The sequence below is a fragment of the Pseudomonas sichuanensis genome (genome assembly GCF_003231305.1).
Taxonomy (GTDB): domain Bacteria; phylum Pseudomonadota; class Gammaproteobacteria; order Pseudomonadales; family Pseudomonadaceae; genus Aquipseudomonas; species Aquipseudomonas sichuanensis.
This window is the reverse complement of the sequence record NZ_QKVM01000036.1, coordinates 1-23517: the sequence shown is the minus strand read 5'-3', so window position 1 is coordinate 23517 and position 23517 is coordinate 1. Positions and strand designations below refer to the sequence as shown.

Genomic DNA, 23517 nt, shown 5'->3' with positions numbered 1-23517 from the left:
CATCGCCCTGGCGTGCATGGCCTGTTTCGCCCAGGCCGCCCCCACCCACGCCCTCACCGTCTACGGTGAAGCCCCCCGCTACCCCGCCAGCTTCCAGCACTTCGCCTACGTCAACCCGGATGCCCCCAAGGGCGGTAGCCTGCGCCGTTCGGCCCTGGAGATCGGCCAGTTCGACCACATCCTGCCATTCATCGACAAGGGCATTGGCGTGAGCCAGGTCGAGGGCTGGCTGTACGCGCCATTGGCCATTCGCGCCTTCGACGAGCCCTACACGGTCTATGGCCTGATCGCCCAGCGCCTGGAGCGCGGCCCCGACGACGCCTGGCTGCGCCTGTATCTCGACCCGCGCGCCACCTTCGCCGACGGCAAGCCGGTGCGTGCCGAGGATGTACGTTTTACCTTCGAGCTGCTGATGAGCAAGGGCAGCCTCAATTACCGCACGCGTTTCGCCGAAGTGGCCGGGGTGACAGTCGAAGGCCCGCGGCAGCTACGCTTCGACTTCAAGCAGCCGCACGGGCGCACCCTGGCGCTGGACCTGGCCAGCCTGCCAGTGCTGCCCGAACATGACTGGCAGCAGCGCGACTTCGCCAATGGTGCCGGTTTCGACAAACCCGTGGGCAGCGGCCCGTACCGCATCAGCCGGATCGACAACGGCCGCAGCATCACCTTCGAGCGCAATGCCGACTGGTGGGCCAAAGACCTGCCGGTGGCCCGTGGCCTGTACAACTTCCAGCGCCTGCGCATCGAGTACTTCGGCGACACCGAGGTGGCACGCCAGGTGCTCAAGGGTGGCGGCTACGACTACAACCGCGAGTTCTCCGCCACCGCCTTCACCCTCGGCTACAACGGCGCCCAGCTCGACGACGGCCGCCTGCAGCGCGCCCACCTGGGCCCGGCCAAGCCGCAGGTGGCCCAGGGTTTCGTCTTCAACCTGGCCAGGCCGCAGTTCCAGGACCGCCGGGTGCGCCAGGCCCTGGGCATGCTCTGGGACTTCGAGTGGAGCAACCGGCAGATGATGCGCAATCTGTACATCCGCCAGCAGAGCCTGTTCTCCAACACTCCGCTGGCAGCCCGCGCGCTGCCGGACGCGGACGAACTCAAGCTGCTGGAACCGCTGCGCGGCCAGGTGCCCGACGAAGTGTTCAGCCAGGTGTTCAATGCCCCGGTCACCGACGGCACGGGGATCATCCGCCCGCAGCAGTTGCAGGCCCTGGCCCTGCTCCAGGCCGCCGGCTGGCGACCCGAGGGCGATCGCCTGGTCAATGCCCAGGGCGAACCGCTGAGCTTCACCTTCCTCAACGGCCAGTCGGGCATGGAGCGCCTGCTGCTGCCATGGAAGCGCAACCTGGCGCAGATCGGCATCGAGCTGAACATCCGCAACGTCGACGCCGCGCAGTACGTCAACCGCCTGATGGCCCGCGACTACGACATGGTCGTCACCGGCTACCCGGTGACCCTGTCGCCGGGCAGCGAGCTGTACAACTACTTCGGCTCCGCCGCGGCCAACGACCCCGGCTCGAACAACCTGATGGTGCTCAAGGACCCCGCGGTGGACCACCTGCTCGACGGGCTGGTGCGCGCCAGCAGCCAGCCCGACATGCTGCGCCACGCCCATGCCCTGGACCGGGTGCTGCAATGGAACTACTACTGGATCCCCAACTACTACCCGCCGGGCAGCTCGACGGTGTGGTGGAACCGCTTCGGCCTGCCCAAGGTGCAAGCCACCTATGACGAAGGCCTGGACACCTGGTGGGAGGTCAGCCCGACGGCGCTGACCAGCGAACAGATGGCCGAACGGCTCGGTAAACAGCCATGACCAGCTACATCCTGCGCCGCCTGCTGCTGATCATCCCCACGTTGCTGGCGATCCTGCTGGTCAACTTCGCCATCGTCCAGGCCGCCCCCGGTGGCCCGGTGGAGCAGGCCGTGGCGCGACTGCAGGGCATCGGCGGCGGCGCCCCCGGCGCACGGGCCGAGGCGGTGCACGGCGAGTCCCGCGCCACCCGTGGCCTGGACCCCAAGCTGATCGAAGAGATCAAGCGCCAGTACGGTTTCGACAAATCCGCCCCCGAACGGCTGTGGCTGATGCTCGGCCAGTACGCCCGGCTGGACTTCGGCCAGAGCTTCTTCCGCGGCGCCAAGGTCACCGACCTGATCCTCGAGAAACTGCCGGTGACGCTGTCGCTGGGTTTCTGGGCCACGCTGATCACCTACCTGGTGTCGATCCCGCTGGGCATCCGCAAGGCGGTGCGCCATGGCAGCCGCTTCGATGCCTGGAGCAGCGCGCTGATCGTGGTCGGCTATGCCCTGCCCTCGTTCCTGTTCGCCCTGCTGCTGATCGTGCTGTTTGCGGGTGGCACCTCGCTCAACTGGTTCCCGGTGCGCGGGCTGGTGTCGGATGACTTCGACCAGCTCAGCCTGCTGGGCAAACTGGCCGATTACTTCTGGCACCTGGTGCTGCCGGTCGGCGCCCTGGTGATCGGGGGCTTTGCCACCTTGACCCTGCTGACCAAGAACGCCTTCCTCGACGAAATATCCCGGCAGTACGTGGTCACCGCCCGGGCCAAGGGCCTGAGCGAACGCCGGGTGCTGTACGGCCACGTGCTGCGCAACGCCATGCTGCTGGTGGTGGCCGGGTTGCCGCAGGCGCTGATCACGGTGTTCTTCGCCGGTTCCCTGCTGATCGAGGTGATCTTCTCCCTCGATGGCCTGGGCCGCATGAGCTACGAGGCGGCGGTGTCGCGGGACTACCCGGTGGTGTTCGGCACGCTGTTCATCTTCACCCTGGCCGGGCTGCTGATCCGCTTGATCGGCGACCTCTGCTACACGGCGCTCGACCCGCGCATCGACTTCGACGCGAGGGGCCGCTGATGCTCTCGCCCATCGCTCGACGCCGCCTGCAGCGCTTTCGCGCCAACCGCCTTGGCTGGGCCTCGCTGTGGCTGTTCGCCGGCCTGTTGATACTCAGCCTCGGCGCGGAGCTGGTGGCCAACGACAAGCCACTGCTGCTGTCGTACCAGGGCCAGCTGTACACCCCCGCGCTCAAGCGCTACACCGAACAGCAATTCGGCGGCCAGTTGCCGTTCCAGCCCGACTACCGCAGCCAATACGTGCGCCAACTGATCGAGGGCCAGGGCGGCTGGATGCTGTTCGCGCCCATCCCGTTCAGCGCCGACACCCCCAACTACGACCTGCAGGTACCCACCCCCAGCCCGCCCAGCGCGGTGAACTGGCTGGGCACCGACGACCAAGGGCGCGACGTGCTGGCGCGGGTGCTGTACGGCACACGGGTGTCGCTGCTGTTCGCCTTTGCCCTGACCGTGGTCAGCGTGCTGATCGGCGTCACCGCCGGCGCCTTGCAGGGTTATCACGGTGGCTGGGTCGACCTGCTCGGGCAGCGCCTGCTGGAGGTGTGGTCGGGGTTGCCGGTGCTGTACCTGCTGATCATTCTCTCGGGCTTCGTCGAGCCGGACTTCTGGTGGCTGCTGGGGATCATGGCGCTGTTTTCATGGCTGGCGCTGGTCGATGTGGTGCGCGCCGAGTTCCTGCGCGGGCGCAACCTGGAGTACGTCAAGGCGGCCCGCGCGCTGGGGCTGGCGGACAGCCAGGTGATGCTGCGGCATATCCTGCCCAACGCCATGAACGCCACCCTTACTTACGTACCCTTCATGCTCACCGGAGCGATCACTACCCTTACGGCGCTGGATTTTCTCGGTTTCGGCATGCCTGCGGGCAGTGCGTCACTGGGCGAGCTGGTGACCCAGGGCAAGCAGCACCTGGAGGCGCCGTGGCTGGGCTTTACCGCGTTCTTTGCCCTGGCGCTGATCCTGTCGTTGCTGGTGTTCATCGGCGATGCGCTGCGTGAGGCGTTCGATCCACGGCGTTAGATTTGCCTGTACCGACCCTATCGCGGGGCAAGCCCGCTCCCACAGAGATAGCACTAGGTATTTAAGTTGCTCCCGCGTGGGAGCGGGCTTGCCCCGCGATAGGGCCCTCTGATTCAAGCGGATACTGCAAACATGCACGACAACCTCAAGGACTACCCACAGGTCCGCCAACTGGCAATCCGCTCGCTGTTCGAGATCATCGAGCAGTCCAGCGAAGGCACGGTGATCGTCGACCGCCAGGCGCGCATCGTCTGGATGAACGAGCGCTATGCCCGGCGCTTCGGCCTGGCCGACGCCGCCAGCGCCATCGGCCAGCCCTGCGAGGCGGTGATCCCCGGCAGCCTGATGCGCGAGGTGGTGAGCAACGGCAAGCCGATCCTGCTGGACATGCTCGACACCCCCAACGAGCCGCTGGTGGTGATGCGCCTGCCGATCCACGACGACCAGGGCGCGCTGATCGGCGCCATCGGCTTTGCCCTGTTCGACGAGTTGCGCAGCCTGTCACCCTTGCTTAAACGCTATTCGAGCATGCAGCAGGAACTGGCCAGCACCCGCTCGCAACTGCGCGCGCGCCAGGCGCGCTACAGCTTCGCCCAGTTCGTCGGCAGCAGCGCCGCGTGCCTTGAGGCCAAGCGCCGCGGGCGGCGCGGCGCGGCCAGCGACTCGCCGGTGCTGCTGCTGGGCGAAACCGGTACCGGCAAGGAGCTGCTGGCCCACGCCATCCACGCCGCCTCGGCACGGGCGCACAAGGCGTTCGTCAGCATCAACAGCGCGGCCATCCCCGAGACCCTGCTGGAGGCCGAATTCTTCGGCACCGCCCCCGGCGCCTTCACCGGTGCCGAGCGCAAGGGCCGCAGCGGCAAGCTGCAACTGGCCGAAGGCGGCACGCTGTTCCTCGACGAGATCGGCGACATGCCACTGGCGCTGCAAAGCAAGCTGCTGCGGGTACTGCAGGAGAAGGAATACGAGCCGGTGGGCTCCAACCAGATGCTGCGCAGCGACGTGCGCATCATCGCCGCCACCTCCATCGACCTGCAGGCGGCCATGGCCCGCGGGGCATTCCGTGCCGACCTGTACTACCGGCTGAACGTGCTGCCGATCGAGGTGCCGCCGTTGCGTGAGCGGCTGGAGGACTTGCCGGCGCTGTGCGAGGCGATCCTGGCCGAGCTGGGCAGCCAGTACGAGCTGGAACCCGAGGCCCAGGCGCTGCTGGGGCGCCATGGCTGGCCGGGGAACATTCGCGAATTGCGTAACGTACTGGAACGCGCAACCTTGCTGGCGGACCAGCCGCGCTTGAATGTGTCGGACTTGATCGGTGCGTTGGGGCCGTTGAGCCCGGTGGTCTCGGCCGCGCCGGCGCTGGACTATCGCCAGGCATGCGCGCAGTTCGAGCGCGGGTTGATTGTCGATGCCTTGGCGCGTAGCGCTTGGAATGTGCCGGAGGCAGCGCGGGCTTTGGGGCTGGGGCGGTCGACGCTGTACAAGAAGATGGTGGCACTGGGGATTGAGTCTCAATAAAGAGACCAATGTCTCAAAGTGGAGATCGTGGGAGCGGGCTTGCCCCGCGATGGCGTCAGCCGCATAAAAATCGACTATTTCCTGTGAAGGCCATCGCGGGGCAAGCCCGCTCCCACGTAGCCGCGTCTCAAGATAGAGACTGCTGAATTGATGATTTTGATTTTATTCATATAAATCAATGACTTAATAACCTGGCACGATTCCCGCTACCTGAATTTCCAACCATAAAAACAACAGTTGGAGATCCCCCACGATGACCGTGCTCATCGCCCTCGCTGCCCTGGCCCTGCTGATGCTGGCCGCCTATCGCGGTTACAGCGTGATCCTGTTCGCGCCTATCGCCGCCCTCGGCGCCGTGCTGCTCACCGACCCCGCCGCCGTGGCGCCCGCCTTCACTGGGGTGTTCATGGAGAAGATGGTCGGCTTCATCAAGCTGTATTTCCCGGTGTTCCTGCTGGGCGCGGTGTTCGGCAAGCTGATCGAGCTGTCGGGCTTCTCGCGCTCGATCGTCGCCGCCGCCATTCGCCTGCTCGGCACGCGCCAGGCGATGCTGGTGATCGTGCTGGTCTGCGCCCTGCTCACCTACGGCGGCGTGTCGCTGTTCGTGGTGGTGTTCGCGGTGTACCCGTTTGCCGCCGAGATGTTCCGGCAAAGCGATATCCCCAAGCGCCTGATCCCGGCAACCATTGCCCTGGGTGCGTTCTCGTTCACCATGGACGCCCTGCCCGGCACCCCGCAGATCCAGAACATCATCCCCAGCACCTTCTTCAATACCACCGCCTGGGCCGCGCCATGGCTGGGCCTGATCGGCACGCTGTTCGTGTTCAGCGCCGGCATGCTCTACCTGCAACGCCAACGCAACAAGGCCCAGCGCAAGGGTGAAGGCTATGGCAGCAACCTGCGCAACGAACCGGAGACCGCCGACGACATCACCCTGCCCAACCCGTGGCTGGCGTTGTCGCCGTTGCTGCTGGTGGGGGTTATGAACCTGCTGTTCACCCACTGGATCCCACAGTGGTACGGAGCCAGCCATACCTTGCAACTGCCAGGCATGGCCGCGCCGGTGCAGAGCGACGTGGCCAAGCTCACGGCCATCTGGGCAGTGCAGGCGGCCTTGCTGGTGGGCATCCTGATGGTGCTGGTGTGCGCCTTCGGCAGCATTCGCCAGCGCCTGGCCGAAGGCACCAAAAGCGCGGTCGGCGGCGCCCTGCTGGCGGCCATGAACACCGCCTCGGAATACGGTTTTGGCGCTGTGATCGCATCGCTGCCGGGCTTTCTGGTGCTGGCTGACGCCCTGCGCGGCATCCCCAACCCGCTGGTCAACGAAGCCATCACCGTGACCCTGCTGGCCGGCATCACCGGCTCTGCGTCGGGTGGCATGAGCATCGCCCTGGCGGCCATGAGCGACAGCTTCATCGCCGCCGCCAACGCCGCCAATATCCCGCTGGAAGTGCTGCACCGGGTGGCCGCCATGGCCAGCGGCGGCATGGACACCCTGCCGCACAACGGCGCGGTGATCACCTTGCTGGCGGTGACCGGGCTGACCCACCGCGAAGCGTACAAGGACATTTTCGGTATTACCCTGATCAAGACCCTGGCCGTGTTCGTGGTCATCGCCACGTTCTACGCCACCGGCATCGTCTAAGGAGAACTGCATGACGCTCAAAGGCAAGACCGCACTGGTCACCGGCTCCACCAGCGGTATCGGGCTGGGCATCGCCCAGGTACTGGCAGAGGCCGGCGCGAATATCCTGCTCAACGGCTTCGGCGACCCGGCAGCGGCCATCGCCCAGATCAAGCAGCACGGGGTGAAGGTTGCACACCACCCGGCCGACCTTTCCGATGTGGCACAGATCGAGCAGATGTTCGCCATGGCCGAGCGCGAGTTCGGTGCGCTCGACATCCTGGTCAACAACGCCGGCATCCAGCACGTGGCGCCGGTGGAGCAGTTCCCGGTCGAGGCCTGGGACAAGATCATCGCGCTGAACCTGTCGGCGGTGTTCCATGGCAGCCGCCTGGCGCTGCCGGGCATGCGCGCGCGGGGTTGGGGGCGGATCATCAACATTGCCTCGGTGCACGGCCTGGTGGGTTCCACCGGCAAGGCCGCCTATGTGGCCGCCAAGCACGGCGTGGTCGGGCTGACCAAGGTGATCGGCCTGGAAACCGCCACCAGCAACGTCACTTGCAATGCCATCTGCCCCGGCTGGGTGCTGACCCCGCTGGTACAGAAACAGATCGACGACCGTGCCGCCAACGGTGGCGATCCACAGCAGGCGCAGCACGATCTGTTGGCCGAGAAACAGCCTTCGCTGGCCTTCGTCACACCCCGTCACCTCGGCGAGCTGGTATTGTTCCTGTGCAGCGAGGCCGGCAGCCAGGTTCGCGGCGCCGCCTGGAACGTCGATGGCGGCTGGCTCGCCCAGTGAGGGCGGGCGTCGAGCCTGGCACGGTCTTGCATTCGTTTATCTGCAAGGAGGCCTTATGCGCCAAGCTCGACTCACCGCGTTACTGTCCCTGACCCTGGCTGCCGCCGCCCCGGCGATGGCCGCCAGCCTGAAAGACGTTGCGCCCTACCCCGAGGCGGAAAAAGGCTTCACCCGGCAGGTGATCCACCTGCCGGCCCAGGCCGATGAATCGGCCTATCAGCTGGAAATCCTCGCCGGCAAGACGCTGAAGGTGGACTGCAACCGCCAGCGCCTTGGCGGCAAGCTCGAAGAGCACACGCTGCAAGGCTGGGGCTACAGCTACTACCGCCTGGACAAGGTCAGCGGCCCGGCCAGCACCTTGATGGCCTGCCCGGACAACAAGAAAACCGACGCTTTCGTACCCGTCGTCGGTGACGGCTTCATGCTGCGCTACAACAGCAAGCTACCCGTGGTGGTCTACGTGCCCAAGGGTGTCGAAGTGCGCTACCGGGTATGGTCGGCCTCGCCGGACGTACAAACGGCTAAAGTGGAGTAACCGTCAGCATCGGCACGCCCGCTTTCGCGGCGGGCTTGCCCCATCACCGCACCGAGGGTCCCGGCATGAACGACATACTCTGGCGCCCCTCCACCTCGCAGATCGAAGCCAGCCGCATGGAGGCCTTGCGCCGTCGGGTCAACCTGCGCTTCAACCTCCAGCTCGACGACTACGCCGCCTTGCACCGCTGGAGCATCGAGCACCGTGCTGCGTTCTGGCAGACGCTCAGTGAATACTTCCACGTACGCTGGCATACACCTGCAAGCCAGGTGCTGATCGAGGGCCCGCACCTGCGCGATGCCCGCTGGTTCGCCGGCGCCACCCTGAACTTCGCCGAACACCTGTTGCAACGGCGCGATGATCGCCCCGCCGTGGTCGCCGTGCGCGAGGACGGCAGCCGCCACAGCCTGACCCACAACCAGTTGGCCGCCCAGGTGGCCGGGATGCAACGGGCCTTGCGCCAGGCCGGCATTGTGCCGGGCGACCGCATCGGGGCGGTAATGCCCAATACCTGGGAGACCCTGGTCGCGATGCTCGCCGCCAGCAGCCTCGGGGCAGTATGGTCAAGCTGCTCTCCGGAGTTCGGCACCCACGGCATCATCGACCGCTTCGGGCAGATCGCGCCGAAACTGCTGATTGCCTGCGCGGGCTATGCCTATGCCGGCAAGACCGTGGACCAGGTCGACAAGATCAACCAGGTGGTCGCCCAGCTGCCGCAACTGGAACACCTGCTGGTGGTGCCCTACACCCGGGTGCAGACCCGCAGCGAAGAGTTCAGCGGGCCCCAGGTCACCCTGTGGGATGACTTCTTCCAGCCCGGCGGCAGCCCGACCTTCGTCGCCCTGCCCTTCGATCACCCGCTGTACATCCTCTATTCCAGCGGCACCACCGGTGTGCCCAAGTGCATCGTCCACCGGGCCGGCGGCGTACTGCTGCAACACCTCAAGGAACACGGCCTGCACAATGACCTGAAAGCCGACGACGTGCTGTTCTACTACACCACCTGTGGCTGGATGATGTGGAACTGGCTGGTCTCGGGCCTGGCGGTGGGCGCCACCTTGGTGCTGTATGACGGATCGCCTTTGCACCCGGGCCCGGAACGGCTGCTCGACCTGATTGACAGCGAAGGCATCCACGCCTTCGGTACCAGCCCCAAGTACCTCGCAGCCCTGGAACAGGCCGGTTGCGAGCCGATGAAAAGCCACCGCCTCGATACCCTGAGGCTCTTGTTGTGCACCGGCTCGCCGCTGTCGCCGCACAGTTACGACTTCGTCTATGCCAAGTTCAAGGCCGATGTGTGTCTGGCCTCGATGTCCGGCGGCACCGACATCGTCGCCTGCTTCGTGCTCGGCAACCCGCTGCTGCCGGTACGCCGTGGCCTGATCGCAGGCCCCGGCCTGGGCATGGCGGTACAGGTGTGGAATGCGCAGGGGCAGCCAGTGATCGACGAGAAAGGCGAGCTGGTGTGTACCCAGGCGTTCCCGTCGATGCCCCTGGGGTTCTGGGGCGACAACGATGGCAGCCGCTACCACGACGCCTACTTCAGCCAGTTCGACGGGGCCTGGTGCCAGGGCGATTACGCCGAGCAGCGCGCCGGCGGCGGCCTGGTGATCCACGGCCGCTCGGACGCGGTGCTCAACCCCGGTGGCGTGCGCATTGGCACGGCCGAGATCTACCGGCAAGTGGAAAAGGTCGAACAGGTGCTGGAAAGCGTGGCCATCGGCCAGGACTGGCACGACGATGTGCGCGTGGTGCTGTTCGTGCGCCTGCGCGATGGCCTGCAACTGGATGATGCCTTGCGCCAGCGCATCCGCGAGGTCATCCGCCAGTACACCAGCCCGCGCCACGTCCCGGCAGTGATCGCCCAGGTGAGTGACATCCCGCGTACCCTCAGTGGCAAACTGGTGGAGCTGGCGATCCGCAATGTGGTGCATGGGCTGGCGGTCAACAACACCGATGCCCTGGCCAACCCCGAGGCACTGGCGCAGTTCCGTGACCGCGCGGAGCTGCGCGATCAGGCATAATGGCGGCCTTTTTCGCCCCGAAGCACAGGTATCCCCATGAAAGCCCAAGCCCGCCATATCCTGGTCAAGACCGCTGACGAAGCCGAGAAGCTCAAGCAGCGCATCGCCAATGGCGAAGCCTTCGACGTGCTGGCGAAGAAATTCTCCACCTGCCCCTCCGGCAAGCGTGGCGGCGACCTTGGCGAAATCCGCCCTGGGCAACTGGTCGGCGCCATCGACCAGGTGATCTTCAAGAAGCCCTTGCGGGTGGTACATGGGCCGATCAAGAGCAAGTTCGGCTACCACCTGGTGCAGACGTTCTACCGCGACTGACCCGATGGCGGCCCTTGGCCACCTGACAGTTTTGCCAGTTGCGTCCCTCCTCCTGAACGCAGTACATCGCGGGTAATCCCGCACATCGCGCTTGCGCCGTGCGGGCTCTGTGCACAACGGAGGCCCAGGCGATGCACATGCGGCTGTTGCTGGCACTGGCACCCTTGCCCCTGTTGATGCTTGCCCAGGCCCAGGCAGCCTGCAGCTTCAGCCCTGGGCCAGGCAATGACAGCTACGTCTGCGACAGCGGCAGCGCCGCTTCGCTGCTCGACACCGGCGGCAACAACAGCCTGCTACTGCCCGCCGGCGGCAGCGGCACGATCAGCGGCAACGTGACCTTCGGTGCCGGCCAGGACACCATCGACATGGCCTCGGGCGTAATCGGCGGCGACGTCAATCAGGGCGCCGGCATCGATACCTTCAACATGAGCGGCGGCATCATTGGCGGCGACCTCAATCAGGGCGATGGCCTGGACCGCTTCCATATGACCGGCGGCTGGATCAAGGGCAATTTCGACAGCGGTGACTTCGCCCAGATGGACGGCGGGCGGATCGGCAGCGTCAACATGCGCCTGGACGAAAACACCTTCATCCTGCGCGCTGGCAGCATCGACCGGAATATCGTCACCGGCTTCGACAAGGACTACGTGGAGGTTTTCAGCGGCAGCGTGGGCGGCAACATCAGCGTCAGCGGCGGCGATGACCAGGTGCTGATCCACGGCGGCCAGGTTGCCGGCAGCGTGCTGATGAGCATCGGCAATGATCGGTTCAGCTGGACCGGCGGGCGGATCGGCACGCGGGTGGACATGGGCCCTGGCGACGACACGGCGCAGCTTCAGGGCCTGGCCAGCGACGCCCTGGTCATCCCGCTCGACGGCGGCACTGGCAGCGATACCTTGACCTTGTTCGCCAGCCAGGCCAAAGGTGGCGCCCGCTTCCTCAACTGGGAGCGGATCGAGCTTGCCGGCGGCAGCCGTTTCGAGCTCGACGACACGCTGCTGCTCGGGGATGCCGGCAGTGCCACCGGCACCCTGCAGATTGCTGCCGACAGCACCCTGGCCTCGCGCCAAGGCACGGTCTCGGCCTTCGCCAGTGGCCAGCGCGTGGGGCTGAACAACGCCGGCACGATCGACTTGAGCGCAGGCAACGACGGCGCGGGCCGACTACTGGTGATCGGCGACTACAACGGCGACAACGGTGTGCTGCGCCTGAACAGCGTGCTCGGCCAGGACGACGCCGCCTCGGACCGGTTGGTGATCAGCCAGGGTGGCATCAGTGGCTCGACCGGGCTTTTGGTCAGCAACCTCGGGGGCCCGGGCGCGGCCACCCAGGGCAATGGCATCCAGGTGGTCGAGGCACGCGACGGCGCCACCGGCAATGCCAATGCCTTCATCCAGACCCAGACCCTGTCGGCCGGCGCCTACGACTACCGCCTGTTCAAAGGCGGCATCACCGCCGGCAGCGAGAACAACTGGTACCTGCGCTCGACCTTGGTCGCGCCACCCGCCCCGGCGCCTGGCGTGGAGCCGTCAAGCACGCCGCCGGTAGCCGCGCCCGCCCCAGGCCAGGCCGACTTGCCCGCCCCGGTGGCCGGGCGGGTCATCCCCCTGTACCGCCCGGAAGTGGCGGTTTACGCAGCGGCACCGCGCGGCGCCGCGATCATCGTGCGCCAGGCCCTGGGCACCGTTGATGTGCGACGGGATGATCAACAGTGGCTCGACGCCACGGCCACGCCGCCTGCGAGCTGGGGCCAAGCCTACGGTAGTGCCCTTCGCCAGCAATGGAGCGGCACAGTGACCCCGACCCTGGACGGTAACCTTTACGGCTTCAAGGTGGGCCAGGACCTGTATGTGCAGGGCACGGACGACGGCTACCGCCAGTACGCCGGCCTGTACCTTGGCCATGAGCGCCTGGACGGCGATGTCCGCGGCTTCGCCCTGGGCCGCGAGGACAGCCCGGTGGGCAACCTTGAGCTGGAGGGCAACAGCCTGGGCGCCTACTGGACCTGGGTAGGGCCGGCCCAGGGCTATGTGGACGTGGTGCTGCAGTACACCCACCTCGATGGCCGTGCCCGCTCCGACCGTGGCGACAAGCTCGACCTCGATGGCCACGCCTGGGCCGCCTCACTGCAAGGCGGCTACCCCTTGGCGCTGACTGCGCAGTGGGCCCTGGAGCCCCAAGCTCAACTGATCGCCCAGCGGGTGAGCCTGGACAGCGCCAGCGACCGGGCCTCGCGGGTCAGCCATGACGCCCAGGTGGAATGGCTCGGGCGCCTTGGCCTGCGCCTGGAGGGGCTGTTCCCTGCCACAGACCGGGTGCTGCTGCAGCCCTTTGCCCAGGTCAACCTGTGGCATGCCGACGGCGGCGCCGACACCTTGACCTTCAACGGCGTGGACCGCATAGACACCGACTACCGCTACACCGCGCTGCAACTCGAAGGCGGGCTGGCGGCACGTCTGGGTTCGGCGCTGAGCCTGCATGCAGGCCTGCAATACAGCACCAACCTGGACAGCCGCCAGCAGCAGGCCAGCGGTGTGAACCTGGGCCTGCGCTGGCAGTTCTAGCGCCGCGCCGCCAGCAACCCGAGCCCCGCGCAACCCAGCAGCGAAGCACTGACCCGGTTGAACACACGCCGTGGCCCAGGGCGTTCGAACCAGCGCTGAAGGTAAGCGCCGAGCCCGGCATAGATGGCGATGGCCGCCCACTCCAGCAGCAGGAACAGCACACCCAACTGCAGGAACTGCTCGCTGACCGGCATGTTGCCGCCCACCGTCACGAATTGCGGCAGGAAGGCGGTGAAGATCAGGATCGCCTTGGGATTGCCGGCGGCCACCCAGAACTCCTGGCGCGCCAGCTTCCAGGTACCGCGCGGCTGCTCGCCCGCCACCCGCGCCTCGCCCACCGGCGCGCGCCACAGCTGCCAGGCGATATAGAACAGGTAGCCGGCGCCCAGCACCTTGATCGCCAGGAACAGGTATTCGCTGGTATGCAACACCACCGCCAGGCCCATGGCCGCCAGCGCGATCATGCCGCTGAACGCCAGCAGCCGGCCGGCCCCGGCCACGCAGGCGATGCGCAGGCCATAGCGGCTGGCATTGTGCAGCGACAACAGGTTGTTGGGCCCCGGCGCCATGTTCAGGGCGAAACAGGCGGGGATAAACAGCAGCAGGCTCGACAGGTCCATTCTTGTTCTCCTTCAAGGACCGCAGCAGGGTCGCGCCCGGCCTGCCCGCACGTCAAGCACAGTGAAACGGCGAATGGCCGGAACAGTCAGCAGTGATTAGACTGCCTGCTCCCACGTGACCACCAGGCGGCCTGCCATGCCCTTCCCCCGCAGTGAAATCTGGCATGACCCGGCGCTGCCCTTCGTCGAAAGCCGCCGCGCTTGCCATAGCCGCGCCTGTTACAAGGCGCACAGCCACCCAAGCTTCTCCATCGGCGCGGTGGATGTCGGCTACAGCCACTTCACCGGAGCAGGCCAAGGCGTGGTGCGGCTGACGCCCGGCACCCTGGTGCTGGTGCCGGCGCAACGGGTGCACGCCTGCAACCCCGAGCCCGGCAAGGCCTGGAGCTACCAGATGCTGCACCTGGACGCCGACTGGCTGCGCTGCCTGCGCCTGGAGTCCGGCATGGCGGCCGGTGAGCCGCTGGCGCCAGCGCGCATCACCCGCTCGCCGGCGCTGTACCGGCAGTTCTGCGCGTTGAACGAGCTGCTGTTCTCGAAGGTTTCGCCACTGGAGAAGGAGGCTGCGCTGGTGGCATTCATCGGCGACCATGACTTAAGCACCCTGCCCACCTTGCCACCGGCCCCGGCGCTGGCCCCTTCGATGCTGGGTGAGCTGGTCGCCTGCCTCGACGAGCAGGGTTTGGCCGAACTCAGCCTCGACCACCTGGCCCGGCAGGCCGGGCTGGGTCGCTATCAACTGATCCGTGCGTTCGCAGCGGCTACCGGCATGACCCCGCACAGTTACCTGCTCAATGCCCGGGTCAACCAGGCGCGGTTGCTGCTGCGCCAGGGCTGTGCGCTGGCAGAAGTGGCCTATCGGCTGGGGTTCGCCGACCAGAGCCACTTCCAGCGGGTGTTCAAGGCCCATGCCGGGGTGACGCCCGGGGCCTACCGAGGCGGGTTGCAATAATCTTCAATACACCCGGCCGGCACCTGAACAGACTGTGGTTTTCCCACTCGGAAACCCGCTTGATGGAACAGTTCCTGCTCGTCGCCACCGCCCATTTTCTTGCCCTGCTCTCGCCTGGCCCGGACTTTTTCCTGGTGGCCCGCACCTCGGCCAGCGCAGGTTGGCGGGTGGCCAGTGGCGCCTGCCTGGGCATCGCCCTGGCCAACGGTGTGTTCATCGGCGCAGCGTTCGCCGGGGTAGCGGTGCTGCACGCGGGCAGCGCGATGTTCATGGCCTTGCAACTGGCCGGTTGCGCCTACCTGCTGTACATCGGTGCCTTGTTCTTGCGCCATGCCGGGCACAGCAGCCTGACACCTGCCGCAACGACCGGCGGGCAGCCGGCCAGGGGTTGGCTGGGCAGTCTGGGCATGGGCTTCGCCTCAGGCATCCTCAACCCCAAGAACGCGCTGTTCTATGCCAGCCTGGCGAGCATGATCGGCGGCAGCAGCGTCATGCTCAAAGGGCTATACGCTGGCTGGATGTTCACGGCGGTGCTGGCCTGGGACCTGCTGGTGGCACTGGCTATTGGCAATCGTCGGGTACTGCGCCGCTTTGCCCAAGCCCTGCCCTGGCTGGAACGGGCCTCGGGGGTGATGCTGATGGCCCTTGCTGTCGGTGTGCTGGTTCATCTGGCATGGGGCTGACCACCGCAAGCGTGGCGAGGTCCAGCAGGCTGAAGCAGCCACTGCTCCAACCGCCGGTATCCAGGTGCCAGACATTGCCCAGCACCTTGACCTTGAGCACCGGCGTGTGCCCGACCAGCAGCGCACGCAGCCCTTCGACCCTGGCGTCGTCGCCTTCCTTCAGACGCCGTCGTGACCATTGGCACACTTCACGTATGCGCGGATCGTCGTCATCCAGCAGGCTCGCGCGCAAAGCCTCCCAGTGCGCGAAGGGGCTGTCGGCGTGCAGCAGGCCGACCGGTCCGTCATGGGTCTGCACTTCCAGGGCGATAGGCATTTCAAGGAAAGCATCGACAAATGGCCGCTGCTGATCCGCTGGCAAGTCGAGGAACCAGCCACCTCCCGCCGCGCGGTACATGTCCAGGTCAAGCCGGCCACCGCGCAGGTAATTGATCGCCAGGCTTTCGTGGTTGCCCTGCACCGCGTGGAACCAGGGTTGGCTCAGCCAGTCGAGTGCCTGCGCACTGTGCGGCCCGCGGTCGACCAGGTCGCCGACACTGAACAGGCGATCGACCGCCGGGTTGAAGCCGACGCCATCCAGGCACTGTTGCAAGCGCTGGAAGTGCCCGTGGATATCCCCCACGGCCAGGTCGCGCCCGCGGGTGTTGACGGCTATCCGCCTGAAGCGGCTCATTGCATCGTTCCTCTGCTACGGCCTCGGCACCGGCGTAAAATGGTTGGGCAAGCCACCCACACCCGGAGGTGCATCATGCGTACCGCCCTGGCCTGTGCCGTACTGATGGTGCTGGCATTAGACAGCATGGCACAGGGCACCCCGACCGCCCAGGTCGAGGTGCGTTTCGAGCACCCGGAAAACTTCCGCGATGCCAGCCTCGACAGCCATGGTTATGAGCGTGGCGCCGACCCACAGGTGATCAAGGCGCTGACCGAGCATTTGCGCAAACTCGGCCAGCGTTACCTGCAACCTGGCCAGCAACTGGTGATCGACATCCGCGACATCGACCTGGCCGGGCGTTTCGAGCCCTGGCACAGCCAGGCCTACGATGTGCGCTTCATGCGTGATATCACCTGGCCGAGCATCGACCTCAGCTACACCCTGAGCCAGCCCGGCCAGCCAGCGCGCCAGGCGGCGGAACACCTCAGTGACAAGATGTACCTGAGCCGCCCGGGGCGCCAAGGCAGCAGCGACCGCCTGTATGCCGAGAAGGCCATGCTCAGCGACTGGTTCCGCCAGCGCTTTGCCCCGCCGCCGCACGCCTGAGCCTCAGCCGCGCAGGCGGCGCAGGGCGATCGGTGAAATCAGCCGGTGAAACGGCGCCACCGGCAACATGTACAACCGGCCCAGCAGGTTGTGGGTGCGCACCACGGTGCTCACCAGCACCTGGCACTGGCCGTCGGCTGCCGAACGGCGGCTCAGCGCAATGTACACATCCAGGTGGCGGTCGCGGTCAACCAGCAGCACTTCGTCCTCGGTATTGGCCAGCAAGGTGAAGATGCCCACGCGCTCGCCAGGTTGGTAGCTGGCGGCCGAACGTGCGGGGTCGATTGCCGTAAGCCGGCCCAGGTCCTTGAGGCCGACCAGCGCCACCAGGCGGTTGCGCAGCACCATCAGCGCATCGATCCAGCCGGGCATGCCGACCATCAGCCGCAGGAACAGCGCCATGGCCGGTTGTGCCGGTTGCGCCAGGCTGATCGCCCGGCAATGGCGGAACCCGGCCTCGGCGGCGTGGGCGCTGATCAACGAGTCGCTTGGAATGGGCGCGGTGTAAGTCATCAGGGTTTCCGTCCTTGGAGTCAGCGCCTTCCTGCTGGCGAAGGCGATCTGCCCGATAGTATCCTGCGCGCCCGAACCGACGCCAAGGATGGATGCATTCGTGAACACCTGCGCCACGCCTAAAGTACCTGCGGCATGAAGTACCTGTTACTGACGCTGGCCAGCTATGCCGCCAGCTACTACCTGGTGGGGCTGCTGATCCAGGGCGGGCTGGCAAACATCGCCGAGGACCTGCGCCATCGCCCGGACGCCCCGCCGCCAGGCCAGTACCTGCGCGAAGTCGAGCAGCATGCCCGGCGCGCCCACCGCCACTACGCCCTGTTCAGCGGCAGCCTGTTGGCCCTGCTGCTGGTGCTGCTGTGTGCCTGGCTGAGTTGACAGCGGTTACTGGAAGTCCAGCGCCAGGCTCTGGCGCCCTTCCAATGCCAGCAGGTACTGCTTGGCCGGCAAGCCGCCAGCGAAACCAGTCAGGCTCCCCGAAGCGCCAATTACCCGGTGGCACGGGGCGATGATCGAGATCGGGTTACGCCCGTTGGCCGCCCCCACCGCCCGCACTGCGTCGGGGTTGCCGATCTGCCGGGCGATATCGCTGTAACTGCGGGTCTCGCCGAAGGGGATGCTCAGCAACGCTGCCCACACCTGGCGCTGGAACGTGGTGCCGGCAAAATCCAGCGCCAGGTCGAAGGTGCGGCGGTTGCCTGCGAAGTATTCACCGAGCTGGCGGGCCGTTTCGCGCAAGACCGGGTGCTGGTCATCGCGCTGCAGTTCGCCCAGGCGCACCCGGTTGGCCCGCTCCTGCTCCCACAGCACCGCGGCCAGGCACGCACCGCGGGCCACCAGCGTCAGCGTGCCGACGGGCGAGTGCATCAAAGTAAAGGCGCAGGGCATGGCAGGCTCCGGTCAGGTCACAGTCTGCGCACTGTAACCACCGCACCGCTTGTGCGCATCCGCTTTCTTGCCATGCCCTCAGGCCAGCTCGGCCCTAGGTCCGCGCGCACATCTGCGCGGCATCGAGCAAACGCCCATGGTCGTACCAGGCATCACGCTGGTAGGCGGAGTATTGATGCTGCCCGCCGGAGCCTGTGACCTTGACCAGGCCATCGGCCTTGCTCGGGTCGGTGCTCTCGACAAACAGCTCGAGGGCGTCCTGATTCTGCACCGTATAGGTCTTCGCCGAGTCGGGCAGTTCGGATTTCACGCAGCGCAGGTAGTCCGGCGGGCTTTTCGCGGTCGAGCCAAAGGTATTGTCGTGACTGGCGCGCAGGTCAGGGTCATGGGCGCAACCGGCCAACAACAGCCCGGCGACCAACGCCACCAGGGGTTTCATCGAGCGCTTCATACATCCTCCGATCACCCCATCAGGAAACCCTGGACAGTGACGGACAGCAACCACCCTTTTTAATAGTCAGCTTACGATTTCAAAGGTTAGCCCCGGCGCCACCGGCCCGTTATGCCGGTTCGCTATGGAGGCCTGGCGTTGCGCGCATGTCACAGCCCTGGCCGGCTCCGCTGGTCGGCGCTGGGCCACGCCGGGCGCAAACAGGCGCCTACTGATGCTCGGGCCTTGCGACCCGACGTTGAACAGGCCAATCGAGGTGTGCCGCCATGAAGCGCATCAACAAGCTCATCCAGCAGCGCCGTCATCAACTGCATGTGCACCTGCCGCCGAGTGGACTGGAAGCCGCCCCCTTTACCGCCGTGGTCAGCGCATGTACGCGATGGCTGCCAAGCCTGGACACCGAGATTCAGCCAAGGACACCGCCGCACACCGGCGTCATGCCCGTGCGTAGCGAGGCTTTGGCCAGGTCGTAGCTGGATGCCCGGTCACCTGGCCGCTACCGTGCGGGGCACTGGCAGCGGCCAGGTCACTGACCAGGAGGTTGCCGAAGCTTTTCGGGCTGGGTAGCGATCCCCTCCGGTTCTGCCCGCCAGCGCCTCAAGCGCCTTCGCCCTTCACCTGGCAAATGCCATTGGCTCGGTTCTTACCGGTATAGGAAACGCTCGCAGAGCCGTCCGGGTTGATAGACAGCGAGATCGTCACGTCGCTGCCTTTGGCTTCGAAGTAGTTGTCGTTGAACTTCTTCAGCTTGCCTTCCTTGCCATTGATGTAGACAGGGCCGCCCTTGTCGGCGTGCACTTCAATGTTTCCTGGGCATGTGGCGTTTACCAGCGGAATTCCAGCCTGAGAAGCGCCCGACGCAACCAGCATGACGCCCAGCAAAAGTCGCTTCATCTCATACTCCTTGAGTGGGTTGATCGAGAGGGAAGCAATAGCCCAATTCAACGCTGGCTGCCAGCACGCAACTGTGCCTCCCCATGCCAGTACATGGCGATGGGGCAACACGATTCCCACAGCCAAATCGTATGCAGAGCCTACCTACCTCCACCCGCCAGCAACGAACGTTCTCGCCCGGAGCACGCCCCAGAGTAATGCCCCAATCATTGACTCATTGGGTCTGGAGCTATAGGTTTCTTCAACAATTCGATCCCCGGTTTTGGAGTACACCCCGATAAAGAGCTGCGTTTCGCCTGTCCGCGAAAGTCGGGTTTGCACGTCGATACTCCTGCCGTCATCAAGCGTTTCCTCGTGATGACGAAGGTGAAGCGCTGGGTCTGCCCAGGCCCGGAATTTCTCGCCGCGACATCTCATATTCATCTCCTTTGATTATTCCAGTAGGCGCGCTAACGAGCGGGATAGATATCCATTTCGCTTAAATGCGACCGGTGGAGAATGATCGGCCCTACTTCCTCGCTGATAGAGATCAGCGTGGCAGCGCCAGTAGAGAACCGAGCCCGTCCAGCAGACGGAGGTTGAAGTGGCCAGAAGCCCAGCGCGGGGTTGAGCTTCTAGCCAGTAGTGCTCGCCTGGAATCAGTGAGCCATTAGACTTGGCAGTTATTCCAATGGGCGCTTGTGATGGCTATAGCGCTCGGCATTGGACGCCCGCGATGGGTCCGGCGGGCCCTGTCTCTGCCCGCCTCGAAAGGGCCGATTCTCGATGTAATCGTCGCGGTCCTCTGGGCGGGCCCTCTTGGAATCATCGTTCGGACCGGTAGGCCAGCCGCCATTATCCTCTGACTTTGCGCCTTGGCCGTTATCCCTGTCTCTGATCATACGCACCTCTCAATGCTCAGAAGTCCTGAGCTAAATTGAGTGTGCGCCTCCAGAGACTAGAGAAGATTTATATCAGACCGATGGGGACAAACGAAAAAATCAATTACCGGTACCTGTCAGCACCTCGCAGAGAAAGCAGATCGCAGTGAATCGCCATCTGCCCTGTACCACTCAACCCTCACCATGAACTTAGCCACTGCAACATTCCTTATCTCGGCTGTGAAAAGCGAGGAAACAGGCAGACTGACCCGGTAAAAACGGGTACTCAACGCCAACACAGAGCGCCCCGCCCCATCCGTTTGGGCAAATAGTTCACAGGGCGCTCTGCGGTGATGATGACGGCGCTTGATTAATACCGGCGATACTCGTGGCCACCACGATCCTCATCGTAGTAATGCCGGTGATGCCTTCCATCGTGCCAATATGGCCAGCAACCGCTCAATAGCACCACCACCGACAGCATTGCGACCCAAGCAGCTTTTCGTCTCATTTGAGTGTCTCCGGCCGGGCGAAGCCAGACCTTGCATAGTTTTGACCTCCGAAAAATGGCGGGTTCAAACTTTGCCGCTCCACTCATCCCCTCACCCACGACCAACCTGGAGGACGCCATGGGCACACTTCGAGCAGCACAGTTTGAGTACGACAACCGGATGTCGCCGGCAGTGGCCGACGATGGCGCCAACCAGGTGGCATGGATGGAGAAGCACACAGCTGCGACCTTTGAGCTTGGAGAAAGCCTATTATCTGGTCTGGCCACGAAACACTCACCAGCCGGCGGCCCTGGAAATCGTCCGAACCTGGCTACTCGAACAGACCAAGCTATAGATTATCTACTGACATGAAGAAGGGTTGTTGTCTCTCTGGGAGATGCTAGGCGGTGCTAGTCTCGTTTCACCAACAACCCGTCCACGCCTCACTCAGGAGGATGTATGTCAGTAGAAAAAGTAGCAATAGTCACTGCCGGTGGTAGCGGCATGGGAGCGGCAGCAGCACGTAGACTGACTGCCGACGGTTTCAAGGTCGGTATTCTTTCTTCCTCTGGCAAAGGGGAGGCCCTGGCGCAAGAGTTAGGCGGTATCGGCGTAACCGGCAGTAACCAATCAAACGAAGATCTGCAGCGCCTGGTCGACGCAGTCATTCAACAATGGGGCCGTATCGATGTGTTGGTTAACAGCGCCGGCCATGGCCCGCGGGCACCTATCCTCGAGATCAGCGACGAAGACTGGCACCAGGGTATGGAGACATACCTGCTCAACGTAATTCGTCCTACACGACTGGTGACGCCGTACATGCAGCGCCAGAACGGCGGTGCAATTATCAACATTTCTACTGCATGGGTGTTCGAGCCAAGCGAACTCTTCCCAACCTCGGCAGTTTTCCGTGCCGGCCTGGCGTCGTTCAGCAAAATCTTTGCTGACAAGTACGCCGCTGACAACATTCGCATTAATAACGTACTGCCGGGTTGGATCGACAGTCTCCCTGCTACCGAACAGCGTCGAGAAGGCGTGCCGCTTAAGCGTTATGGCACCAGTGAGGAGATTGCCGCCACTATCGCTTTCCTGGCGAGTGAAGGGGCTGCCTACATTACCGGCCAGAACATCAAGGTCGACGGCGGCGTTACCCGCAGCGTCTGAGTGCCTCCGGGCCGCGTACAGTTCGCGGCCCTTTTTCAATCTGAGCGATTGCCATGCTTGATCTGATATTGGCCAAGGTATGGTCGGATTTATCTATACCTGTTGGCGGTATTCCAAATCCATTTCGCTTGATGCAACTGGCAACAGTCAATACTGAAGGGCAGCCTAAGGTAAGCACTGTTGTCTTACGGCATGCGGATGAGTCTACGAAGTCGGTTATCTTTTATGTGGACAAGCGGTCGGCGAAGTTCGCAGAGATTCTGGCTGAACCTAGAGTCGGCATTACCTCCGTCGATCCGTCTGGCAAGCGTCAACTTCGGATTGAAGGCCTAGGTGAAACTTTGTCGGATGTGTCACTCCTTGCCAAGCACTGGGAGCAGGCACGAGGAAGAACTCAAGCACTCTTTCGCCATGGGCGCATACCAGGTGAGGCGATTTCTTCACCGTCATCAGCCTATGAAGCGAACATGAAAGGTTTCGAAAATTTCGCTGTAGTGGTTGTCCACCTCCGAAAAATTGAGTGGCTCGACCTTACCCAGGATATCCATCAGCGGGCACACTTCATTTTGCAAAGTGAGCATTGGCAGGCGGGTTGGATCGCTCCCTAAGACAGGATCAATTTTGATGAGCAGAATCGCTATCCACAGTGATCAGGCGCCGAAAGCTATCGGCCCGTATTCGCAAGCAGTCCAAATGGGTGAGTTGGTTTTCCTGACAGGACAAATCGCGCTTCATCCTGAGAAGATGGAGTTGGCTCAGGGGATCGAAGCCCAAACCGTTCAGGTGCTCGAAAACCTTCAGGCAGTAGCACGAGCTTCAGGCGGTAGTTTTTCTGACGTAGGGAAACTCACTATTTATCTCACCGAACTCTCGCACTTCGGTGTCGTGAACGAAATAATGAGCCGTTATTTTGAAGCTCCTTACCCGGCACGCGCTACCGTCGGCGTGTCAGCGCTCGCGTTGAATGCGTTGGTTGCAATGGATGCCACCTTGGTGCTTCCTCGAAGGACTGAATAATCCAAAAGTTTCCGTTTTCCATAAGTCTCATTAAGTACCGGGCAGAGATCTCGTCATCTGCCCGCGTGGCTCACTCTCGATAGTGGCAGGGCAAATAGATGGCTAAGGCAGCTGATCTCGTTGTGCAATGTTTGGAAAGTGAAGGTGTCGAGTACGTGTTCGGCATCCCTGGCGAGGAAAATCTCGATCTGCTCGAATCCCTGCGCAAGTCCAGGATCAAGTTGGTACTGACCCGTCACGAGCAGTCCGCGGGTTTCATGGCTGCCACCTATGGCCGCCTGACCGGCAAGACCGGCGTCAGCCTGTCGACCCTCGGCCCCGGTGCCACCAACCTGGTGACCGCCAGCGCCTATGCCTACCTCGGCGGCATGCCGATGATGATGATCACCGGCCAGAAGCCGATCAAGAAGTCCAAGCAGGGCCGTTTCCAGATCATCGACGTGTGCGGCATGATGGC

The 23517-nt window shown here is 64.3% G+C and carries 25 protein-coding genes and 1 pseudogene; 19 read left to right on the top strand and 7 right to left on the bottom strand.

Annotated elements, in window-relative coordinates:
- The first annotated feature begins 16 nt into the window (after positions 1 to 16).
- The 10 genes from DM373_RS18505 to DM373_RS18460 all read left to right on the top strand — a co-directional run bounded on the left by DM373_RS18505 (position 17) and on the right by DM373_RS18460 (position 13266).
- Positions 17 to 1816: an extracellular solute-binding protein gene (locus tag DM373_RS18505; protein ID WP_244215097.1), complete on the top strand. Its 1800-nt coding sequence runs from the start codon at positions 17 to 19 to the stop codon at positions 1814 to 1816.
- Complete coding sequence (locus DM373_RS18500) at positions 1813 to 2871, top strand: microcin C ABC transporter permease YejB (RefSeq protein WP_110994961.1); 1059 nt, start codon at positions 1813 to 1815, stop codon at positions 2869 to 2871. The genes DM373_RS18505 and DM373_RS18500 overlap by 4 nt, the downstream gene beginning before the upstream one ends.
- A complete protein-coding gene (locus tag DM373_RS18495) occupies positions 2871 to 3887 on the top strand; it encodes an ABC transporter permease (protein WP_110994960.1) in 1017 nt (338 codons plus the stop codon). Before DM373_RS18500 ends, DM373_RS18495 begins: the two co-directional genes overlap by 1 nt.
- A 132-nt stretch (positions 3888 to 4019) precedes the next feature.
- Entirely contained in the window at positions 4020 to 5405 is a 1386-nt protein-coding gene (locus DM373_RS18490; protein WP_110994959.1) for a sigma-54 interaction domain-containing protein, read from the top strand.
- 253 nt (positions 5406 to 5658) lie between these two features.
- Complete coding sequence (locus DM373_RS18485) at positions 5659 to 7050, top strand: GntP family permease (RefSeq protein WP_110994958.1); 1392 nt, start codon at positions 5659 to 5661, stop codon at positions 7048 to 7050.
- Positions 7051 to 7060: 10 nt separating this feature from the next.
- Positions 7061 to 7831 carry a 3-hydroxybutyrate dehydrogenase gene (gene hbdH / locus DM373_RS18480; protein WP_110994957.1) on the top strand — a complete coding sequence of 257 codons (771 nt, stop codon included), beginning with the start codon at positions 7061 to 7063 and terminating at the stop codon, positions 7829 to 7831.
- Between the two features lie 55 nt (positions 7832 to 7886).
- Positions 7887 to 8366 carry a serine protease inhibitor ecotin gene (gene eco / locus DM373_RS18475; protein WP_110994956.1) on the top strand — a complete coding sequence of 160 codons (480 nt, stop codon included), beginning with the start codon at positions 7887 to 7889 and terminating at the stop codon, positions 8364 to 8366.
- A gap of 65 nt (positions 8367 to 8431) precedes the next feature.
- Positions 8432 to 10390, top strand: coding sequence for an acetoacetate--CoA ligase (locus DM373_RS18470; protein WP_110994955.1), 1959 nt, complete (start codon positions 8432 to 8434; stop codon positions 10388 to 10390).
- Positions 10391 to 10426: 36 nt separating this feature from the next.
- Positions 10427 to 10702 (top strand): peptidylprolyl isomerase, encoded by a 276-nt coding sequence (locus tag DM373_RS18465; RefSeq protein WP_110994954.1) that lies wholly within the window; start codon positions 10427 to 10429, stop codon positions 10700 to 10702.
- 131 nt (positions 10703 to 10833) lie between these two features.
- Entirely contained in the window at positions 10834 to 13266 is a 2433-nt protein-coding gene (locus DM373_RS18460; protein WP_110994953.1) for an autotransporter family protein, read from the top strand.
- Here DM373_RS18460 and DM373_RS18455 read toward each other — a convergent pair.
- A complete protein-coding gene (locus DM373_RS18455; RefSeq protein WP_110994952.1) occupies positions 13263 to 13886 on the bottom strand; it encodes a LysE family translocator in 624 nt (207 codons plus the stop codon). The genes DM373_RS18460 and DM373_RS18455 overlap by 4 nt on opposite strands.
- Before the next feature lie 136 nt (positions 13887 to 14022).
- Here DM373_RS18455 and DM373_RS18450 point away from each other — a divergent pair, with 136 nt between their 5' ends.
- Together DM373_RS18450 and DM373_RS18445 are read left to right on the top strand one after the other, a co-directional pair.
- Positions 14023 to 14838, top strand: a complete 816-nt coding sequence (locus tag DM373_RS18450; RefSeq protein WP_110994951.1) for a helix-turn-helix transcriptional regulator — start codon at positions 14023 to 14025, stop codon at positions 14836 to 14838.
- A 62-nt stretch (positions 14839 to 14900) separates the two neighbouring features.
- Complete coding sequence (locus DM373_RS18445; protein ID WP_110994950.1) at positions 14901 to 15521, top strand: LysE family translocator; 621 nt, start codon at positions 14901 to 14903, stop codon at positions 15519 to 15521.
- Between the two features lie 106 nt (positions 15522 to 15627).
- Here the strand turns inward: DM373_RS18445 and DM373_RS18440 are convergent.
- Positions 15628 to 16194: pseudogene (locus DM373_RS18440) on the bottom strand (metallophosphoesterase); the annotation flags it as partial.
- A gap of 75 nt (positions 16195 to 16269) precedes the next feature.
- On the opposite strand from DM373_RS18440, the gene DM373_RS18435 reads away from it, so the two are divergent.
- On the top strand, positions 16270 to 16782 hold the full coding sequence (locus DM373_RS18435; protein ID WP_110994948.1) for a DUF3016 domain-containing protein: 513 nt from the start codon (positions 16270 to 16272) through the stop codon (positions 16780 to 16782).
- Between the two features lie 3 nt (positions 16783 to 16785).
- Here the strand turns inward: DM373_RS18435 and DM373_RS18430 are convergent, their stop codons facing one another.
- Entirely contained in the window at positions 16786 to 17295 is a 510-nt protein-coding gene (locus DM373_RS18430; protein ID WP_110994947.1) for a DUF2867 domain-containing protein, read from the bottom strand.
- A gap of 135 nt (positions 17296 to 17430) precedes the next feature.
- Between DM373_RS18430 and DM373_RS18425 the strand changes: the two genes are divergently transcribed.
- Positions 17431 to 17673, top strand: a complete 243-nt coding sequence (locus tag DM373_RS18425) for a hypothetical protein (RefSeq protein ID WP_110994946.1) — start codon at positions 17431 to 17433, stop codon at positions 17671 to 17673.
- A gap of 6 nt (positions 17674 to 17679) precedes the next feature.
- On the opposite strand, the gene DM373_RS18420 is transcribed toward DM373_RS18425, so the two are convergent.
- Together DM373_RS18420 and DM373_RS18415 are read right to left on the bottom strand one after the other, a co-directional pair.
- Entirely contained in the window at positions 17680 to 18183 is a 504-nt protein-coding gene (locus DM373_RS18420; RefSeq protein WP_110994945.1) for a methylated-DNA--[protein]-cysteine S-methyltransferase, read from the bottom strand.
- 94 nt (positions 18184 to 18277) lie between these two features.
- The gene (locus tag DM373_RS18415; RefSeq protein WP_110994944.1) at positions 18278 to 18634 is read right to left on the bottom strand and encodes a hypothetical protein; all 357 of its coding nucleotides are present in this window, start codon (positions 18632 to 18634) and stop codon (positions 18278 to 18280) included.
- 266 nt (positions 18635 to 18900) lie between these two features.
- Here DM373_RS18415 and DM373_RS28790 point away from each other — a divergent pair, with 266 nt between their 5' ends.
- Complete coding sequence (locus DM373_RS28790) at positions 18901 to 19107, top strand: hypothetical protein (protein ID WP_157966858.1); 207 nt, start codon at positions 18901 to 18903, stop codon at positions 19105 to 19107.
- Positions 19108 to 19231: 124 nt separating this feature from the next.
- Here the strand turns inward: DM373_RS28790 and DM373_RS18410 are convergent, their stop codons facing one another.
- Both DM373_RS18410 and DM373_RS29250 read right to left on the bottom strand, forming a co-directional pair.
- Positions 19232 to 19528 carry a hypothetical protein gene (locus tag DM373_RS18410; protein WP_110994943.1) on the bottom strand — a complete coding sequence of 99 codons (297 nt, stop codon included), beginning with the start codon at positions 19526 to 19528 and terminating at the stop codon, positions 19232 to 19234.
- Positions 19529 to 19672: 144 nt separating this feature from the next.
- The gene (locus DM373_RS29250; RefSeq protein ID WP_110994942.1) at positions 19673 to 19945 is read right to left on the bottom strand and encodes a hypothetical protein; all 273 of its coding nucleotides are present in this window, start codon (positions 19943 to 19945) and stop codon (positions 19673 to 19675) included.
- Between the two features lie 1393 nt (positions 19946 to 21338).
- Here DM373_RS29250 and DM373_RS18390 point away from each other — a divergent pair.
- From DM373_RS18390 to DM373_RS18375, 4 genes are all read left to right on the top strand, one after another.
- On the top strand, positions 21339 to 22043 hold the full coding sequence (locus DM373_RS18390; RefSeq protein WP_110994939.1) for an SDR family oxidoreductase: 705 nt from the start codon (positions 21339 to 21341) through the stop codon (positions 22041 to 22043).
- A gap of 53 nt (positions 22044 to 22096) precedes the next feature.
- Entirely contained in the window at positions 22097 to 22651 is a 555-nt protein-coding gene (locus DM373_RS18385) for a pyridoxamine 5'-phosphate oxidase family protein (RefSeq protein WP_110994938.1), read from the top strand.
- Positions 22652 to 22667: 16 nt separating this feature from the next.
- Positions 22668 to 23060 carry a Rid family detoxifying hydrolase gene (locus DM373_RS18380; RefSeq protein WP_110994937.1) on the top strand — a complete coding sequence of 131 codons (393 nt, stop codon included), beginning with the start codon at positions 22668 to 22670 and terminating at the stop codon, positions 23058 to 23060.
- 98 nt (positions 23061 to 23158) lie between these two features.
- The coding region (locus DM373_RS18375; RefSeq protein WP_244215096.1) for a thiamine pyrophosphate-binding protein at positions 23159 to 23517 on the top strand (359 nt) is incomplete at its 3' end.

What these genes read in the sequence shown, in the direction of transcription:
- DM373_RS29250 (WP_110994942.1), bottom strand. Translation starts at nt 19,945, where the DNA reads ATGAGATGTCGCGGCGAGAAATTCCGGGCCTGGGCAGACCCAGCGCTT.
- DM373_RS18435 (WP_110994948.1), top strand. Translation starts at nt 16,270, where the DNA reads ATGCGTACCGCCCTGGCCTGTGCCGTACTGATGGTGCTGGCATTAGAC.
- DM373_RS18495 (WP_110994960.1), top strand. Translation starts at nt 2,871, where the DNA reads ATGCTCTCGCCCATCGCTCGACGCCGCCTGCAGCGCTTTCGCGCCAAC.
- DM373_RS18485 (WP_110994958.1), top strand. Translation starts at nt 5,659, where the DNA reads ATGACCGTGCTCATCGCCCTCGCTGCCCTGGCCCTGCTGATGCTGGCC.
- DM373_RS18390 (WP_110994939.1), top strand. Translation starts at nt 21,339, where the DNA reads ATGTCAGTAGAAAAAGTAGCAATAGTCACTGCCGGTGGTAGCGGCATG.
- DM373_RS18490 (WP_110994959.1), top strand. Translation starts at nt 4,020, where the DNA reads ATGCACGACAACCTCAAGGACTACCCACAGGTCCGCCAACTGGCAATC.
- DM373_RS18450 (WP_110994951.1), top strand. Translation starts at nt 14,023, where the DNA reads ATGCCCTTCCCCCGCAGTGAAATCTGGCATGACCCGGCGCTGCCCTTC.
- DM373_RS18420 (WP_110994945.1), bottom strand. Translation starts at nt 18,183, where the DNA reads ATGCCCTGCGCCTTTACTTTGATGCACTCGCCCGTCGGCACGCTGACG.
- DM373_RS18445 (WP_110994950.1), top strand. Translation starts at nt 14,901, where the DNA reads ATGGAACAGTTCCTGCTCGTCGCCACCGCCCATTTTCTTGCCCTGCTC.
- DM373_RS18465 (WP_110994954.1), top strand. Translation starts at nt 10,427, where the DNA reads ATGAAAGCCCAAGCCCGCCATATCCTGGTCAAGACCGCTGACGAAGCC.
- DM373_RS18410 (WP_110994943.1), bottom strand. Translation starts at nt 19,528, where the DNA reads ATGAAGCGACTTTTGCTGGGCGTCATGCTGGTTGCGTCGGGCGCTTCT.
- DM373_RS18430 (WP_110994947.1), bottom strand. Translation starts at nt 17,295, where the DNA reads ATGACTTACACCGCGCCCATTCCAAGCGACTCGTTGATCAGCGCCCAC.
- DM373_RS18460 (WP_110994953.1), top strand. Translation starts at nt 10,834, where the DNA reads ATGCACATGCGGCTGTTGCTGGCACTGGCACCCTTGCCCCTGTTGATG.
- DM373_RS28790 (WP_157966858.1), top strand. Translation starts at nt 18,901, where the DNA reads ATGAAGCGCATCAACAAGCTCATCCAGCAGCGCCGTCATCAACTGCAT.
- DM373_RS18425 (WP_110994946.1), top strand. Translation starts at nt 17,431, where the DNA reads ATGAAGTACCTGTTACTGACGCTGGCCAGCTATGCCGCCAGCTACTAC.
- hbdH (WP_110994957.1), top strand. Translation starts at nt 7,061, where the DNA reads ATGACGCTCAAAGGCAAGACCGCACTGGTCACCGGCTCCACCAGCGGT.
- DM373_RS18415 (WP_110994944.1), bottom strand. Translation starts at nt 18,634, where the DNA reads ATGAAGCGCTCGATGAAACCCCTGGTGGCGTTGGTCGCCGGGCTGTTG.
- DM373_RS18470 (WP_110994955.1), top strand. Translation starts at nt 8,432, where the DNA reads ATGAACGACATACTCTGGCGCCCCTCCACCTCGCAGATCGAAGCCAGC.
- DM373_RS18385 (WP_110994938.1), top strand. Translation starts at nt 22,097, where the DNA reads ATGCTTGATCTGATATTGGCCAAGGTATGGTCGGATTTATCTATACCT.
- DM373_RS18380 (WP_110994937.1), top strand. Translation starts at nt 22,668, where the DNA reads ATGAGCAGAATCGCTATCCACAGTGATCAGGCGCCGAAAGCTATCGGC.
- eco (WP_110994956.1), top strand. Translation starts at nt 7,887, where the DNA reads ATGCGCCAAGCTCGACTCACCGCGTTACTGTCCCTGACCCTGGCTGCC.
- DM373_RS18455 (WP_110994952.1), bottom strand. Translation starts at nt 13,886, where the DNA reads ATGGACCTGTCGAGCCTGCTGCTGTTTATCCCCGCCTGTTTCGCCCTG.
- DM373_RS18505 (WP_244215097.1), top strand. Translation starts at nt 17, where the DNA reads ATGGCCTGTTTCGCCCAGGCCGCCCCCACCCACGCCCTCACCGTCTAC.
- DM373_RS18500 (WP_110994961.1), top strand. Translation starts at nt 1,813, where the DNA reads ATGACCAGCTACATCCTGCGCCGCCTGCTGCTGATCATCCCCACGTTG.